Consider the following 16,981-nt stretch of genomic DNA (forward strand, 5'->3'; position numbering starts at 1 on the left):
AATGAACTCATTTAATGGCAAAGCTATGCTAATCCTTACTGCCCTTAAACGCTCAACCCAACAACAATTTATACGTCTTACGCTTTTTATTTTTCGTCACTTAAAAAACTATCCGATTAGATATTTAACTGCTCAAGAAAAAGTATTAGCACAACTCGTTTTCGGTGACATGCTCAATTGTGAGCAACCTAAAATTATTGCTACTCGCTACCTTCCTTGGCAATCTTGCGGTATTTTTATGGCACCAAACGGAAATATCTATGTTAATTCTTCCGATTACAGTGAAAATTACGCTCTAGAATCTAAATTCATGCAGGGTATTTTTATTCACGAACTCACACATGTCATGCAATATCAAAAAGGTATTCATGTACTACTTGAAGGCGCATTGTTGCAATCGGCCTATTATCTTAGCTTAAAAAAATACAACCCCTATAAATACACCTACTCTCCCCACAAGGCATTTAGCTCGTATAATATTGAGCAACAAGGTGAAATTGCCCGTGACATTTGCTCTGGAAAAATCCCAAATATTATCTGTTCACCTCAACTTCATTTGTAACTAAATAATCAATCTTGCTTTGGACGTAACATTTTTTGCTTAATGTAAATGAGAATTCTTATAAATCAGAAATACTTACTTAAACTAGAAAATCACTCTTATTTAATTCAAATTATTGAAAAAAGTATAACGCGCTTATTCCAAATTGGCTTCTGATAAGGCAGTATACAAACAATAAAAATAATGAAGCCTGTTTCTATTCTATACAGAAAATCTCGTTATTTTTACGCAGAAAATATGTGATTGGTATATATTATTGATCTTGACATTTTTGTTTACTATTTTAATTGTTTACTATCGCACCATACACATCGTTGAAAAATTATATTTATAAAAATCAACACTGTGTGTATCTATATTCGTTATGATCTAGGATTAGGTTTGAATGAAAAGTTTTAAAGTTGCCCTTGCTCAGTTTTCTCCGCATATTGGCAATATTGACTCAAACACCAAAAAGATGATTGAGCAAGTAAATCAGGCGAAAAAACAAAACGCCGACCTGATTATTTTTCCCGAGCTTTCTGTTATTGGTTATCCAGCTGAAGACTTACTGCTACGTCCAAATTTAAATAAACGTATGCAAAAGGCTTTTGCTCAACTTGCCGAAGTTAAAGATATTGTCATGGTTTTCGGATTTGTGAACCAGACAGAAGATGGTCAACGTTATAATTCTGCTGCTGTCATGAAAGACGGTCAAGTTTTGGGTGTTTTTAACAAACACAATTTACCAAACTATGGCGTCTTTGATGAAAAACGTTATTTCCAAAAAGGACATCAGCATTTGGTGTTTGAATATCTTGGACATAAGTTTGGCGTATTGATTTGCGAAGATATCTGGTCAATTAATACCGTAAAACAGTTAAGCCAATTAAATGTGGATACTGTTCTTGTATTAAATGCATCACCATATGAAGTCGGCAAACCACAGCACCGCACACAAACCTTGAGTGAACTTGCAAAACAACTTCATCTAAACATTGTGTACGTTAACCAAGTGGGCGGACAAGATGATTTAATTTTTGATGGCACAAGTTTTGTCAGCAATAAAAATGGTGAAATTGCTTTACAAGCACCAAGCTTTAAAGAAGATCTTTACATCGCTGAATTTGACCCCAAAAACAAATCATTTAAAGTCATAGAATCTGCTCCTGCTTTAGAAACCTTTGCAGAGATCTATCAAGGTTTAGTGCTGGCAACACGTGATTATGTAGAGCGCTCAGGCTTCCCAGGTGTAATTTTAGGCTTATCTGGCGGTATTGATTCTGCCCTTACACTTGCTATTGCTGTTGATGCAATCGGTGCAGAAAAAGTACAAGCCGTAATGATGCCTTATACTTATACTTCTCAAATTAGTGTAGAAGATGCGGCTGAACAAGCTCGTCGTATGGGTGTAACTTTCGGTATTGCTGAAATACATTCAGTTGTAAATAGCTTTATGCAAACCTTGTATCCTTTCTTTGGCAACTCACCAGCAGATACGACCGAAGAGAACTTACAAGCGCGTGCACGCGGCACATTACTCATGGGCTTATCAAATAAATTTGGTAATTTAGTACTCGCTACTGGCAACAAATCTGAGCTTTCAGTTGGCTACTGTACACTTTACGGTGATATGGTTGGTGGCTTTGCAGTTCTAAAAGATGTTTATAAAACTATCGTGTTTGAATTAGCGAAATACCGCAATAGCTTAAGTGAAACTCCTGTTATTCCTGAACGTGTTATTACTCGTCCACCTTCAGCAGAACTTCGCCCAGACCAAAAAGACCAAGACTCTTTACCAGCATATGATGTATTAGATGCCATTCTTTACGCATACATTGAAGAAGATTTAAGTCAGGCAGATATTATTGCCAAAGGTTTTGATAAAGAAGTAGTTGAAAAAGTCATCCGTTTAGTTGATCGTAATGAATATAAACGTCGTCAAGGCGCGATTGGGCCGAGAATTACTTCTCGTGCATTTAGTCGTGAACGACGTTATCCGATTGTCAACGGTTGGACAGCGAATGACTGAGCAGAAAAACTCATCAAAAACTACAACACTTGCTCAAGCACTTTTGCTTGAGCAAGTGGAATTTTTCAAAAAACAATTATCTATAGAAAACTCACCTATTTATTTCCAGCAGTTCATTCAACTCTTTATGCAACATGCTGACGAAATCAAGCTGCATGAAGTAGTTGATTTAGAGCAACTACAAGCCGTTGTGAAACGCTATGCTTTTGAAATGCAGCTAGGTGCTGGTTTACTTGAGTTTATTGGGGAAATTGCGCAGCGTATTTACCTATCTGCTATGAAGTCCCCAATTCAGCTACAAGATTTGGTATCTGATCACCAATTTGAAATGTGGCTCTCCAAATTTTTAGAAATGGAACATATTCCTCTTTATCTCAATCAGTTTTTAAGAAGCAGTCCTTCTGTACAACAACTTTGCCAATATATTGCAACCTCAACCTTAGAACAAAAATTACCAAAATTTCTAAGCACATCTAGAGTTGATGACTACCACTTTGAGTGGCAACATAAACTCAAAAAATTCTCCTTTCTACAGCAACAACGTCTTGAGCATAAACTTGAAACTTGGATTGCTAGCTTTATTCATGAGCAACTCACAGAATTAAGTCTTTTATCGAGTGAAGATTTAGAAAGTCTGATACGACATGTATGGGAAGATCTTAGACATAAAAAAATGTATGAGTTTATGAAGCAATTAACTCCTCTTGATGTTGAAGAGTTCTTTGTTTTAATTTACGAATACTGGAAAGAATTACGCCAGTCACAATTTATGCAAGATCTTATTCTGTATGGCGTAGAAGTTTTTTATGACTTTTATAAAGACGAAAGTTTATTTGAAGTATTAAGTGAGATTGGTTTAACTGAAACCGATTTACAAACTGAAGCCTTACGTTTTTACCCTAAGGTCATGAATGCCTTTAATGAACACGGTATTTTAGAACCGTTACTTCAAACGATTTTAGCTCCTTTTTATCAAAGCTCAAAAACACTCGATATTATTGAAAAACATTTTAATGAGTAAAAAAAAGACAAAAAGAAACCATGCATGAGCATGGTTTTTAAAATGGTGGCTATGACGAGACTTGAACTTGTGACCCCCGCATTATGAGTGCGGTGCTCTAACCAACTGAGCTACATAGCCGTAAACTGTGTGCGCATTATCTATAGTTCTACAGAACAGGTCAAGAGTTCAAAACCACTAAATCCCATCAAATGAACAAATAAGATTCAGTTCATCATTATTTGTTCATTTTTTAGAAAATTTGTGTTTTAAATAATTGATCAGCCACAGAAATATATTAGAGATTTAATACTAGTTTTTTTCCTTTTGCTCTTGATACACAAATCATCATGCTCTTTTGTGAAGCCTTTTCTGCATCACTTAAGTATTGATCGAAATGTTCGGCCTCACCTTCTAAAATAGCCGTTTCACATGTACCGCAAACCCCTTCTCTGCATAAACATTCCACATCAATATTTAATGTTTCAATGGCTTGTAAAATTGTCTGATTACTTTGTACTTCAATTTCCTGATTAGACTTAGCAAGTACAACAGTAAATGCTTCACCATCTTCAGGAACTGTTGAAGCAAATTGTTCCCAGTGGATATATTCATCGCGGTAACGGTGCTTGTTACAACAATCAATCACAGCATCAATCATTGGTTTCGGCCCATAGACATGTGAGCCCTTAGGTTGTGATGAAATCAATTCATCCAAATTTAATGCACAACCTTCTGAATCAACATAACTAAACATATGCTCAACATGTTTCTGCTTTAACTCATCTAACAAAGCCGCATGTTCAGGTGAACGGTAGGCATAATGTAATTCAAACTCAGTACCACGTGCTGCAAGCTCATCCATTTGAGGCAAGAATGGTGCAATACCAATACCACCTGCAATTAAGATATGTTTATTACCTATTTCGGCTAATGGAAATAAATTTTTAAATATTAATAAATTAATCAAAAATCCAATAACATCTCATTATTATAAAATCGATCTTTAGAACTACGCTTTATCGGGAAATGAGCATAAAAAAAGACCACGCAGGAGCGTGGTCTATAAAATGGTGGCTATGACGAGACTTGAACTTGTGACCCCCGCATTATGAGTGCGGTGCTCTAACCAACTGAGCTACATAGCCGAAAACTGTGCGCGCATTATCTTAGTTTCTTTAATGCACGTCAAGAAAAATTTTTAAATAAATTAGGTGAAGTGAGCCTATAAGCCGGGTTCTGTCGAGGATGGTCATTCCTCTAGGCGTACAATCACTCATACGCTCAAGCGACCTACCCGAATCCAGTACGGGCCGTACCTCAGGATTCCTATTTGGTCTTGCTTCTGGTGGGGTTTACCATGCCGTGAACTGTTACCAGACACGCGGTGCGCTCTTACCGCACCCTTTCACCCTTACCTCACGAATGAGGCGGTCTACTCTCTGCTGCACTTTCCGTCGGCTTTCACCGCCCAGGCGTTACCTGGCACCCTGCCCTATGAAGCCCGGACTTTCCTCCCCTGCTTCAGTCACGAAGACCTCCACAGCAGCGACCATCCAGCTCACTTCAGGGGCGCATATTAACAAATTTATTTACTAATTGCTCGTGCTTTTTTGAGCAATTAATTTTTTATATTTGTCGAAGAGCTGTTCTTCAGTTTCCTCATGCTGCGGATCTTTAGGAATACAATCTACAGGACAAAACAATTGGCATTGCGGTTGATCATGATGACCAACGCATTCAGTGCACAAATCTGGATGAATTTCATAAATCACTTCACCCATGAAAATTGCTTCATTCGGGCAAACTGGTTCACAAACATCACAGTTTATGCATTCATCGGTGATATATAACGACACGTTACCAACCTTGTTGATGTTTACGTTCAAAGGCCTCAACCACCGCTTGCGGAACAAACTTGGTTACATCCCCTTTTAAACGAGCAATTTCCCGAATCAATGTCGAAGAAATAAATGAATATTGCTCAGATGGTGTTAAAAACACCGCTTCAAAATGTGGATCAAGTTGACGGTTCATATTGGCAAGTTGAAATTCATATTCAAAATCAGAAACCGCTCTCAAACCACGAAGTACTGCTGTTGCCTTTTGCTCTCTGAAAAAATTAACCAGCAGACCATCAAAGCCGACAAATTCAACATTTGATAGATGGCTTAATGAGCTTTGGGCCAGTTCAACTCTTTCTTCTAGACTGAACAAAGGGTTTTTATGATGTCCAATTGCAATTGCTACTACAACCTCATCAAACATTCTTGATGCTCTAGTAACTAAATCAACGTGTCCATTCGTGATGGGGTCAAATGTTCCAGGATAAATTACACGCGTTTTAGACATCCGCTAGTACTCTAATTATATTGTGAACCTATTTTAGCAAAAGTTATACATGAGGCGAAATATTCATGTGCAGGAAAAACTTCACCTTAGCATCAGTTTACGGCACAATAGGCATAATTGTGGAAGTTTGAATTATGGCGAAAGCAACAGTAGTGAAAAAACACAATGGCGGAACAATCGCACAAAACAAACGTGCCCGTCATGATTATTTTATCGAAGAAAAATTTGAAGCAGGCATGTCACTTCAAGGTTGGGAAGTAAAATCCTTACGTGCTGGACGTATGACTTTGACTGAAAGTTATGTGATTTTCAAAAATGGCGAAGCATTTTTACTTGGCTCACAAATTCAGCCTTTATTATCAGCTTCGACTCATGTTGTACCTGAAGCAACACGTACCCGTAAGTTATTGCTCTCCCGACGTCAGCTTGAACACCTAATGGGTGCAGTTAACCAGAAAGGTTACTCATGCGTTCCTTTAGCGTGTTACTGGAAGGGTCATTTAGTCAAACTAGAGATTGCACTTGTGAAGGGTAAACAGCTTCATGACAAACGTGCAACTGAAAAAGACCGTGACTGGCAACGTGATAAAGCTCGTATATTTCATAAGTAATAAAATAAAAGCCTCTTTTCAGAGGCTTTTTTACGTCGTGAAGTTCATTAGTTTAATCTGTATAAAAGACCTGCAATATATTCACCAAACCATTTAGCTGTATCTAAATCGCCTTGTGGAGGAGTAATTTCGACAGGCGCATTATCTGACTGGGTCATCAAACCCAAGCAACTCGATAATCGGTTTAAATCTTTTTCACTATGCCCTGTCGTCATTAGAGGTAAACCTGACCAAAGCATGCCATGCTGCATGGCAAAAATATTTAATTGTTGTAATACCGCGAGTTTATCGCCGCTTAATCCACCCGAATTTGCAAAGCCAGCCGCAAGCTTGCCTTGCCACAAACGTTCTTTCCAACGTTTAGAAGTACTGTCCATAAATTTTTTAAAATCGGCAGTCATACTTCCCATGTAAGTAGGTGATCCGAAAATAATACCTTGTGATGCATCAAGCGCATCCCAATCAATATGCTCAATATTCATTAAATGTACTTTCACCCCCATCACCTCTGCACCAGCAGCAATAGCAGAGGCCACCTTGGCGGTATGACCATATGGACTGTGGTAAACAATTGAGAGATGTTTTTCAGGCAAAGACATAAGATTAAAATTTTGAGCGATTTTTTCTATTTTATCATTTTATTAGCGCTTGCTAAACCTACATCTATAAATATGAAATCGAAGAGTATGAATACACTTCACAATCCTAATATCGTTAAGCTAAATAAAAACTCTCTTACTTTGTTTAATTACTACAAAATAAGAGAGTGAATTTACTGTTATCTATGAAGCTTAGATAAAAACAAAGGTAGCCATACGCCCAGTCTTTGCATCACGACGATAAGAAAAATATTCATCGCTCTGTTGATATGAACATTGGTCTCCACCTAAAACCTGCTTCACACCTAGACTCTGCAAAATAAAACGTGCAATTGCATATAAATCTGCATGAAATTTATTTGGAGCTGCGCCCTCAACAAAAGCTGTTTCCAATTCAGGATACTTATCACAAAAAGCAGCCTTTACTTCAGCCCCGATTTCAAAACAAGGTTGGCTAATCGCAGCTCCTAACCATGCCCAAGCTGGAGGGCGATGCATAGCGGCAACTGTGTTTTCAACAATCCCACCTGCTAAACCACGCCAACCCGCATGTAAGTTTGCGACTTCGGTACCCTCGGCATTACCCAACACAACAGGTAAGCAATCAGCAGTCATCATCATTAAAGCATGGCCTTTGGTTTGAGTGACCAAACCATCACCAATTAAAGCCTTAAAAGGAATTTGTTCATTTACTGTATGGCAAATCGTACTATGTGTTTGAGTCATCCATGTCATTTTTTTAACACCGAACTTAGCAAACTCATCTAGCAATATCATGCGATGTTGCTGAACACGTTGTGCCTCATCGTTGACATGTAAAGCCAGATTAAAGCCAGACAACTCAAGTTGATCCGTTGCTAATGCAAAAGGATGTTGGACACGTGTCTGTCCTACACATACGCCTTGAGGTAAACCTTGAACAAATTCCATATACGCGTCCTTAGTATGCAGCGTTTTCTGAACGTAATACATTTACTAAATGTGTAAAATCTTCAGGCCACGGCGCTTCAAATAGCATTTCTTCACCAGTACGAGGGTGTTTTAAACCCAATTTAGCTGCATGCAATGCTTGGCGTTTAAAACCACGCAAAGTATCAATGAGTAATTCAGACGCCCCTGCTGGTACACGTACACGGTTCATATAAATCTGATCACCGATCAGTCCATAACCGATATAACTAAAATGGACACGAATCTGATGAGTTCGACCTGTTTCAAGACGAGCTTGTACACGAGTAAAATCTTTAAAGCGTTCTTTTACATTGTAATGGGTCACAGCATCACGCCCGCCCGGTAAAATCGCCATTTTCACACGGTCAACTGGATGACGCTTGATAGGCTCATCAATCGTACCGCCAGCAATAACATTGCCATAAACAACCAAGTCGTATACGCGGTAAACCGATTTATTTGCCAACTGTTTACTTAAAGAAAATTGTGCTTCAAGGCTTTTGGCAACAACTAACAAACCGCTAGTATCTTTATCAATACGATGTACTAAACCGGCGCGAGAAAGTTCCGACAATTTAGGGAAATGATAAAGCAAAGCATTCACTAAAGTTCCAGAACTATTGCCCGCCCCTGGATGTACCACCATACCGACTGGCTTGTTAATGACTAAAATTTCGTCATCTTCATAGACAATATTAAGTGGAATATTTTCAGGTTGACTCGTGGTCTGAGCTTCAAGCTCAACTTCGAGTGTAAGCAGCTCTGTCCCTTCACAACGGTTCTTAGGCTTGACAATATTACCATTCACCAACAGATGGCCATCCTTCAACCATTGTTTAAGCTTTTCACGTGAAAACTCATTCCACACCAAGGCCGCAACCTGATCGATGCGTTGTCCCAGATAGGTTTCATCTAACTGAACTTGCAACGATAAACGTGTTGCAGTTGTATCAGAAGTATGGTTATCTGCATCCTCAGAATCTTCAAGTAAATTGAAGTCGGTTTCAGATAAGTTTGTGTTTGAAGATTGTGTTGAAGTCATTTGATCATTGAGATAAAAGTGGTTTAATAGCGCAATTGTAGCTCATTGCCCAACATAACAGAGGAGTTTTTATGTCGCTACCACGTTATAAAATTACGATGCTTGCCTTATCTTTAGGTTTAGCGTCTGCATTTGTGGGCTGTAGCAGCAATCCAAGTAAAAAAGAAGTGGTCGATAGTGGCCCCCAATCTAGTGAACAAGCTTACTTTGAAAAGGCCCAAAAGTCGCTTGACCGCGGTCAATATCTTGATGCGACCAAGTCTTTAGAGGCAATCGATACTTATTATCCGACTGGGCAATACGCACAACAAGCACAACTTGAACTTCTATATTCAAAATTTAAACAAAAAGATTATGAAGGCACGATTGCCTTAGCTGAACGTTTTATTCGTTTAAATCCTCAACATCCAAATGTAGATTATGCGTACTATGTTCGTGCTGTAGCGAATATGGAGCAAAACTACGACAGTTTGATGCGCTATACATCTTTGCAACAATCTCACCGTGATGTGAGTTATTTAAAAGTTGCTTATCAGAATTTTGTTGATTTAATTCGTCGTTTTCCAAGTAGCCAATATTCAGTTGATGCCGCTCAGCGCATGAAATTTATTGGACAAGAGCTTGCTGAAAATGAAATGACTGCTGCACGCTTTAACATTAAACGTAAAGCTTGGATCGCAGCTGCCGAACGTTCACAATGGGTAATTGAACACTATCCACAAACGCCTCAAGTTCCAGAAGCATTAGCGACTTTGGCATATAGCTATAACCAATTAGGCGATAAAGCGACTTCACAACAATATATTGAAGTTTTAAAGCTTAATTACCCTAACTTGGTGAAAAAAGACGGCACAGTTAACATGCGTGCTGCGCGTAAAGAAGGCAACTGGATTAACCGTGCAACTCTAGGTATTTTTGGTCGTGAATCTACGGCTGCAACGCCAGAAAGCACAGCTGAAGCAGAAGCTCCAAAACGTGGTTTCCTCAATCGCGTAAGCTTTGGTTTAATTGGTAATTCGAATAAAGAAGAAACTGAAGAACCAGAAAAAACAACTGTTGAAGCTCCAAAGTCAGAGCGTAGTTGGACAAATCGTTTAAGCTTCGGTTTATTAGATAAACCTGAGCCACAACCAGCAGAAAATACAACTGTTGCCCCTGCTGTTAGTTCTACAGATGGATCAACTGATACTCAATCAGATGATGCAACACAAGGTACTAACGACGCAGCTCAATAAGTTACAAATTTTAAAAAGCACCAATAAACAGGCAAGTGATACCACTTGCCTGTTTGTTTTTATAAAATATTAAAATATTTATTGTGTAGATCTTGCCTCATCATGTCAGAATATTCTGACCCACTCTCTCATCAGTTTTAATACGGTTATTTGAATTATGGCAATTCCACAACATACGATTGATCAAATTTTAGATCGCACAGATATTGTCGATTTGATTGGTCAGCGTGTGAAACTGAAAAAGACGGGACGTACATATTCCGGCTGTTGCCCTTTTCATCAAGAAAAATCCCCATCGTTCCATGTCTATCGTGACAAGCAGTATTATCACTGCTTTGGGTGTCAGGCCAACGGTAACGCGATCCGTTTTCTCATGGATATTGATAACCGAAATTTTATAGATGTGATGAAGGAGTTATCGAGTAGCGCCGGAGTCGAATTACCTAAAGATAATACTGAAAATAAAAAGCTGTCTTATACCCGCCAGGTTACGAAAGCACCAGTTGCTAAAGCAAATACAGCAGAGCCTGTAACTCCAATTCCGCAACAACCAACTGATGAAAACTATAACACGCTTGAACCTGTGTTTTTTGATGACCCATTTGCTCAATTTGAGCAGCCTTTTAGTTTTGATGAACCAGTTCAAGAAGGTAATTTATATGACTTACTGGAAAATATTGCTCAGTTCTATGAGCATCAATTACCTAATAGTCAAAAGGCAAAAAATTACTTTAAACAACGTGGCTTAACTAATCAGACTATTCAGTTTTGGCGCTTGGGCTATGCTCCAGAAGACTGGCAACATTTAGAAAAAGCTTTTCCTTATGATATTGATGGTTTAAAACAACTTGGACTTATCCGTTCAAGCGATAATGGTCGTGATTTTGACTTATTACGTGACCGCGTTATTTTCCCGATTCGAGACCCTAAAGGTCGCGTTGTTGGTTTTGGGGGACGTGCTTTAAATGATGAAATCAAACCTAAATACATCAACTCTCCGGACTCAGAAGTATTTCATAAGAATCAGCTGCTTTATGGGCTTTATGAAGGTAGAAAACTTAAGTCTAGCGACTGGTTAATGGTTGAAGGCTACATGGATGTCATTGCGCTTCAGCAATATGGCATTACAGGTGCCGTCGCAACTTTAGGGACTGCAAGTAATACAGAACATCTTAATATTTTATTTAAACAAAATAGCCGTATTACCATTGCTTTTGATGGTGATGCTGCAGGTCAAAAAGCAGCACGTAGAACATTAGAAATTGCTTTACCACTTCTCAATGATGGGCGCGAACTCAAATTTTTCGTGCTACCGAATGACCACGATCCTGACTCTCTTATCCGTCGTGAAGGACTTGAAAATTTCCAGAAGCTATTACAACAGGCCCCTCTTCTGTCTGATTTTGTCTTTGCCCATTTAACGGGTCAACACGACATTAGCACCCCAGAAGGCAAAAGCTTAGTCATGGGAGAACTCAGAGAACTGACTGAACTATTACCCAAACAGGGCTCTTTCCGTTATTTACTTAATCAATCTTTCCGTGAAAAACTCGGATTAGGTAAACGTTTTACACCACAAATCAGCCATGATGCCTCGCTCTCATTTAATATTCACACTAAAGATGAAGACTTCGCGATCGCGATTTTAATGAATCACCCTTTTCTTTATATTCATTTTGAAGGGTTACGTGCCTATATTCAGCAAGATGAATTGTTGGCAAAAGTTCTGGCTATTTTAAATCGTATTTTTGATGACTTACCAGATGATCAAGAGTTAGCAACTTATTATGTGCTTGGTGCTTGTAGTAGTTATTGTCATGAAATTGCCGATATTATGCAAAGAACCAATATACAGGCATTAACACAGGCACCTGAAGTGGCTGACAAGTTAGCTCAAGAATATGCTTTAGGCCTAAAAGAAAGATACTTACGTCAAAAGCTTAAGTCGCCAATTTCACTGATTGAATCAAGAAATCTAAGACAACAACTCAATGAACTAACAAAACAAATTAGCTTAAGATTGCTGTCTTAATGTTTTGGCTTACGCTCATGATCAAACACATCCTGTAAATGCTGTTGTAGCCATTCTAAATAATCAGGATTTTCTGCCTTGGCAGCTTCACGTAGCAAAATAGATGTCGGATGCATCAGCTTTTGCGTCAAACGATGCGCGAATTGCTGCAATACTTGTTCAGCATTTTCACCATGATGCAAAGCCTCTAATGCATGCGTAAGCTCTTGTTGGCTAATTTCTTCACTATGTTGGCGGTAAGCGTGAATTGTACTGCCAGCCTCTTTAACTTTTTGATGAGTAATTAGCTGGGTAGCTAACTGATTAACCATGACTTCTGCTTCAACAGCAGCCTGGCGTCGTTGAGCAAGGTTCTCATCGATCACGCTTTGTAAATCATCAACACCATACAAATAGACGCCATCAAGTGCTTCAACTTTAGGATCTATATCACGAGGCACTGCTAAATCAACCATTAACATTTGTTGATAGCGACGTTTCTTTAACGCAGCCTTAACATCTGGATAAGCAATAACTTGATATAAACTCCCAGTACAACTCGACACAACATCAGCACGATACAAATTTTCAGCCAATGCTGCAAAATCAATAATTTCAACTTCAACTTGATGTGAAATCTCTTGAGCCAATTGGTCAGCACGCTCACGGCTACGATTACAAATAATAATTTTAGCGACGCCCATTTCAGCCAAATGTTTAGCAACCAAACTATTCATTTCACCCGCAGCAACAACCATTACTGTAAGTTTTTCTGGCTTACTAAAGACCTGTAAAGCTAATTGTGCAACCGCATACCCCATCGAAACTGCATGACTACCCACCGCCGTTTCGGAACGTACACGTTTAGCTGCATAAAAAGCATATTCAAAAACACTGTTTAATTCAGGAGAGACGGTTTGAGCTTCTTTAGACAATGCTAAAGCACTTTTAACCTGCCCTAAAATTTGTGGCTCACCTAGCATGAGAGAGTCTAGACCACTCGCCACTCGCATTAAATGTGTAATTGCCTGCGTGTTCTCGTAACGATAAACATGATGAATTAAGTGCTGTACATCAATATTATTGGCATCGGCTAACCATTTCAGAAGGCTTTCGGCATTTTCCGCCATGGCATACACTTCTGTGCGGTTACACGTCGAAACGACCACCAAATCCTTTAAGTTTTGATGATGTTTTTGTTCGGCAAACAAACGACTTAATCGCTCTGCATTGAAAGCAATTTTTTCGCGGAGTTCGACAGAAGCTGTTTGATGGTTGACACCCAATGCAAAGAAAGACATATCAGATCATCATTTCGCTAAATTTATGCTATTGTGCAACATCGGTGTCATAAAAAGCATTACTTTGGATCAATAAAAATTGCGTCAAATGAATAGCCGTATTAATTTTAACGGTGCTTCGATAAGACAGTATTCTACCACATTCTTATTGTTAGGTAGCATGTCCTCGCATGTCTATGCACGTCCTGTGCAAGAGACCTATGCCGTGCATTCTTTTGATCAGGCATTAGAGCAAACTATGGTCGCTGAATTTGCTCTGGCTTATGATGATATTCCTAACGCTTTGCACAATTACACAGTCCTCGCAATTAAAAGTAACTCTACTTCAATTAAACAGCGGGCTTTAGACGTTGCTCTTGAATATAATGATTTTCAAGCTGCTTTAAACATTGCTACACATTGGGTAGCCCAAGAACCCAAAGATGTCCCTGCTTTATTTTATTTGTCACATATCGCTTTAAAAACACATGAATACCAGCTTGCCGCTGAAACATTAGATAAAATTTTAAAAATAGATCCAACTGCTGATTTAGAACAAATTTTAGCGAGTATCGCCCCAGAAAATGCTCAAGATCGAGATGTATTATTAACAGCTTTACGTTCTAGTGCAGAAAAAGATAACCCTTCTATTTTAGCGCTCATCGCCAACTTAGAAGCCCAAAATGGCCAATTAGAATCTGCTCTAACCAACATTAACAAAGCATTACGCCGACGTCCTAAAGTGACGAGCTTTATTTTAATGAAAGCAAACCTACTCATTGCTCTTAGCGATCAAGAAGGTGCGCTTAAATGGTATGCAAAATCCAGTCGTAAATATAAGAAAAATTTAGACATTCGTTTAGCTGAAATTCGCTATCTTATACAACTGAATCAATCTCAACTGGCTTTAGAAAAGCTCGAAAACGTTATAGAAGCCAATCCTAAAGCTGAAGAAGCATTGTTTATTGCAGGCTTAACCAGTATTGATTTAAAGCAATATGACAAAGCAGAACAATATCTTGTTGACCTACGAAACTCTGCAAAATATCAAAATGAAGCCTATTACTATTTAGCCATTAATGCAGAACGCAAACAGCATTATGAAACCGCAAAAGCATACTATCGTTTAGTTGATGGCAGTTTATACGTTGTTTCCAGACGCAATCTGATTGCAATATATGATAAACAAGAAAATTTACATGATGCTTTACGGTTCCTTACTCAAGAACGCGTAAATTATCCTCAACATGCAAGTTTCTTATATCAAGCTCAAGCTGAAATCTTAAAGAAAATGGGCAATAAAAAAGCTGCATTAAATTTATTAGATGAGGCGATAAAGAATTTACCAGATGATCCGGAACTCATTTACGCAGAAGTTTTATTACTTGATCCATATACTGACCGCGATAAACTCGACAAAACATTAAAGCAATTATTACAACTTGAGCCTAACAGTCCAACTTACCTCAATGCATATGCTTATACACTAGCCCTGCAAAACCGTAGGTTAAAAGAAGCGCGTCAATATGCAGAGCAAGCCTTAGAATATGCGCCAGAACAAGCCTCAATTCTTGATACGCTTGGTTATATTGCATTTTTACAGAATGATTATGAAGCTGCGGCAGAGGCGTTGGGCAAAGCTTATGAACTTAGCCACAATATAAATATTGGCGTTCGTTATGCTAAAGCATTGTATATGCAAGGATCATTAACTCAATTTAGCGCTGTGTTACAACAACTGAAACAAAAACATGCCAATGATCCACAATTACAACAGCTTGATGCGTTAATTTTACCTACATCTGCAAAAAAGAGTTAAATATATGAGCAAATTTGCCCAACTGTGCACAGCGATCTGTGGGTCAAGTGTATTATTTCTAACCGGTTGTCAGCATTTTACTCAACCTAAACCAGCGGTTACCCAACAAGTTCAAGATGAAAAACACTTCAATTTACAAGGTAAAATCGGGGTTCGCACACCACAGCAAACTGGCAGTGCTTTTTTCACATGGGTTCAACAACAAGATAATTTTGATATTGAATTAAGCGGTATTTTAGGTGTAGGAAAAACTCAAATCCAGGGTAAACCTGGTGAAGTGAAGTTAAATAGTTCAAAAACTGGATTAATTACTGCTGCCTCTCCAGAAGAACTTTTAGAGCGTGCAACGGGTTGGCAAGCACCAATCACTCATTTAACGAGCTGGATTTTGGCCAAACCTGCAACCTTAAATGCTCAGATCAGTAAAGATAATGAAAATCGTGTAAACCAACTCATTGAAGATGGCTGGACGGTTAATTTCAGCTATGATGGCGAACAAACTTTGCCAAACAAGCTAGTTTTAAAGCAAGCTCTTGCTGAAGATAAAGAAAACCGTATTACAATGGCCATCCAAAACCGCTAAATCTAATTATATAAATCTATGATTCGAGTTCCTTCTCCAGCTAAACTCAACCTGTTTTTACATATTACAGGCCGACGCGAAAATGGTTATCATGAGTTACAAACCATTTTCCAACTTATTGATTTATATGACTGGATGACATTTACACCGACTTTGGATGAACACATCGAAATTGATGGATTGAGTGAAGTCCAGCCTGAAGACAACCTGATTTATCGGGCTGCTCAAATTCTAAGACCGCATGCAAAAAAATTCTGCGGTCTACACATCAAAATTGAAAAAAATATTCCAATGGGTGCAGGTCTGGGCGGAGGTTCATCCAATGCTACCACAACCCTAATTGTGTTAAATCAATTATGGGAATGTGGATTAAATCAGGAACAACTTGCGGACTATGGTGTGAGGCTGGGTGCCGATGTTCCTATTTTTATTTATGGTAAAAATGCATGGGCTGAAGGTATAGGTGAACATTTATCATTCATAGACTTAGATCAAAAACAGTTCATTATTTTAAAACCTGATTGTTTTATCAGCACTCAATTGCTTTTTTCACAAAAAACATTGACAAGAGACTCTAAGACCACTAAATTTTGCGCCTATCAGTTAGAACCTTCTAATTTTGGAAATAACTTTGAGCCATTAGCTCGGCAGTTATACCCTGAAGTAGAAGAAGCAATGCGATATTTAGATCAGTTTGGTCAAGCAAAGCTTACAGGTACAGGTGCTTGTGTTTTTATTGAAGTAACGAATGAAATGAATATTGATGAAATTCTTAACCATTCACCATGTAAATCTTACTTGGTAAATAGTTTAAAAGAATCTCCTCTTAATCATTTTAAGGTTACATGTTAGGGGCGTCGCCAAGTGGTAAGGCACCGGGTTTTGATCTCGGCATCCGTTGGTTCGAATCCAGCCGCCCCTGCCA

At 38.6% G+C, this 16,981-nt stretch carries 15 protein-coding genes, 3 tRNA genes, 1 other RNA gene and 1 pseudogene; 10 read left to right on the forward strand and 10 right to left on the reverse strand.

Annotated features, from left to right (window positions below; genetic code table 11):
* The first annotated feature begins 1 nt into the window (after position 1).
* The 3 genes from F935_RS11315 (at position 2) to F935_RS11325 (ending at position 3,594) form a co-directional block, all read left to right on the forward strand.
* Complete coding sequence (locus F935_RS11315) at positions 2-562, forward strand: hypothetical protein (protein ID WP_016139057.1); 561 nt, start codon at positions 2-4, stop codon at positions 560-562.
* Positions 563-947: 385 nt separating this feature from the next.
* On the forward strand, positions 948-2,573 hold the full coding sequence (locus F935_RS11320) for an NAD+ synthase (RefSeq protein WP_016139058.1): 1,626 nt from the start codon (positions 948-950) through the stop codon (positions 2,571-2,573).
* Entirely contained in the window at positions 2,566-3,594 is a 1,029-nt protein-coding gene (locus F935_RS11325; RefSeq protein ID WP_016139059.1) for a hypothetical protein, read from the forward strand. Before F935_RS11320 ends, F935_RS11325 begins: the two co-directional genes overlap by 8 nt.
* Positions 3,595-3,637: 43 nt before the next feature.
* On the opposite strand, the gene F935_RS11330 is transcribed toward F935_RS11325, so the two are convergent.
* The 6 genes and pseudogenes from F935_RS11330 to coaD all read right to left on the reverse strand — a co-directional run bounded on the left by F935_RS11330 (position 3,638) and on the right by coaD (position 5,925).
* A tRNA-Met gene (locus F935_RS11330) sits at positions 3,638-3,714 on the reverse strand.
* 157 nt (positions 3,715-3,871) lie between these two features.
* Positions 3,872-4,522: pseudogene (gene cntB / locus F935_RS11335) on the reverse strand (carnitine monooxygenase, reductase subunit CntB); the annotation flags it as partial.
* A gap of 122 nt (positions 4,523-4,644) precedes the next feature.
* Positions 4,645-4,721: transfer RNA gene (locus F935_RS11340), tRNA-Met, on the reverse strand.
* A gap of 64 nt (positions 4,722-4,785) precedes the next feature.
* An RNA gene (gene rnpB, locus F935_RS18070) (RNase P RNA component class A) lies at positions 4,786-5,141 on the reverse strand.
* Between the two features lie 27 nt (positions 5,142-5,168).
* A complete protein-coding gene (locus F935_RS11345) occupies positions 5,169-5,432 on the reverse strand; it encodes a YfhL family 4Fe-4S dicluster ferredoxin (RefSeq protein WP_004794186.1) in 264 nt (87 codons plus the stop codon).
* A 1-nt stretch (position 5,433) separates the two neighbouring features.
* Entirely contained in the window at positions 5,434-5,925 is a 492-nt protein-coding gene (gene coaD, locus F935_RS11350; protein ID WP_016139061.1) for a pantetheine-phosphate adenylyltransferase, read from the reverse strand.
* 134 nt (positions 5,926-6,059) lie between these two features.
* Between coaD and smpB the strand changes: the two genes are divergently transcribed.
* A complete protein-coding gene (smpB, locus tag F935_RS11355) occupies positions 6,060-6,536 on the forward strand; it encodes an SsrA-binding protein SmpB (RefSeq protein ID WP_004641603.1) in 477 nt (158 codons plus the stop codon).
* A 47-nt stretch (positions 6,537-6,583) separates the two neighbouring features.
* On the opposite strand, the gene F935_RS11360 is transcribed toward smpB, so the two are convergent.
* The 3 genes from F935_RS11360 to rluD all read right to left on the reverse strand — a co-directional run bounded on the left by F935_RS11360 (position 6,584) and on the right by rluD (position 9,128).
* Positions 6,584-7,135 (reverse strand): flavodoxin family protein, encoded by a 552-nt coding sequence (locus tag F935_RS11360; RefSeq protein WP_016139062.1) that lies wholly within the window; start codon positions 7,133-7,135, stop codon positions 6,584-6,586.
* 192 nt (positions 7,136-7,327) lie between these two features.
* The gene (pgeF, locus tag F935_RS11365) at positions 7,328-8,065 is read right to left on the reverse strand and encodes a peptidoglycan editing factor PgeF (RefSeq protein WP_016139063.1); all 738 of its coding nucleotides are present in this window, start codon (positions 8,063-8,065) and stop codon (positions 7,328-7,330) included.
* 10 nt (positions 8,066-8,075) lie between these two features.
* Positions 8,076-9,128, reverse strand: coding sequence for a 23S rRNA pseudouridine(1911/1915/1917) synthase RluD (gene rluD, locus F935_RS11370; RefSeq protein ID WP_016139064.1), 1,053 nt, complete (start codon positions 9,126-9,128; stop codon positions 8,076-8,078).
* Between the two features lie 71 nt (positions 9,129-9,199).
* Here rluD and F935_RS11375 point away from each other — a divergent pair, with 71 nt between their 5' ends.
* Positions 9,200-10,363, forward strand: a complete 1,164-nt coding sequence (locus F935_RS11375; RefSeq protein ID WP_016139065.1) for an outer membrane protein assembly factor BamD — start codon at positions 9,200-9,202, stop codon at positions 10,361-10,363.
* A gap of 157 nt (positions 10,364-10,520) precedes the next feature.
* Positions 10,521-12,395, forward strand: coding sequence for a DNA primase (locus F935_RS11380; RefSeq protein ID WP_016139066.1), 1,875 nt, complete (start codon positions 10,521-10,523; stop codon positions 12,393-12,395).
* Here the strand turns inward: F935_RS11380 and hemA are convergent.
* Positions 12,392-13,675 (reverse strand): glutamyl-tRNA reductase, encoded by a 1,284-nt coding sequence (gene hemA, locus F935_RS11385; protein WP_016139067.1) that lies wholly within the window; start codon positions 13,673-13,675, stop codon positions 12,392-12,394. The genes F935_RS11380 and hemA overlap by 4 nt on opposite strands.
* An 88-nt stretch (positions 13,676-13,763) precedes the next feature.
* On the opposite strand from hemA, the gene F935_RS11390 reads away from it, so the two are divergent.
* The 4 genes from F935_RS11390 to F935_RS11405 all read left to right on the forward strand — a co-directional run bounded on the left by F935_RS11390 (position 13,764) and on the right by F935_RS11405 (position 16,981).
* Positions 13,764-15,473: a tetratricopeptide repeat protein gene (locus F935_RS11390; RefSeq protein ID WP_016139068.1), complete on the forward strand. Its 1,710-nt coding sequence runs from the start codon at positions 13,764-13,766 to the stop codon at positions 15,471-15,473.
* A 4-nt stretch (positions 15,474-15,477) separates the two neighbouring features.
* Positions 15,478-16,056, forward strand: a complete 579-nt coding sequence (gene lolB / locus F935_RS11395) for a lipoprotein insertase outer membrane protein LolB (protein WP_016139069.1) — start codon at positions 15,478-15,480, stop codon at positions 16,054-16,056.
* Between the two features lie 18 nt (positions 16,057-16,074).
* A complete protein-coding gene (ispE, locus tag F935_RS11400) occupies positions 16,075-16,908 on the forward strand; it encodes a 4-(cytidine 5'-diphospho)-2-C-methyl-D-erythritol kinase (protein ID WP_016139070.1) in 834 nt (277 codons plus the stop codon).
* A tRNA-Gln gene (locus F935_RS11405) sits at positions 16,907-16,981 on the forward strand. The genes ispE and F935_RS11405 overlap by 2 nt, the downstream gene beginning before the upstream one ends.

Origin of the sequence: Acinetobacter calcoaceticus ANC 3811 (assembly GCF_000399665.1) — a bacterium.
In the GTDB taxonomy this organism is placed as follows: domain Bacteria; phylum Pseudomonadota; class Gammaproteobacteria; order Pseudomonadales; family Moraxellaceae; genus Acinetobacter; species Acinetobacter calcoaceticus_B.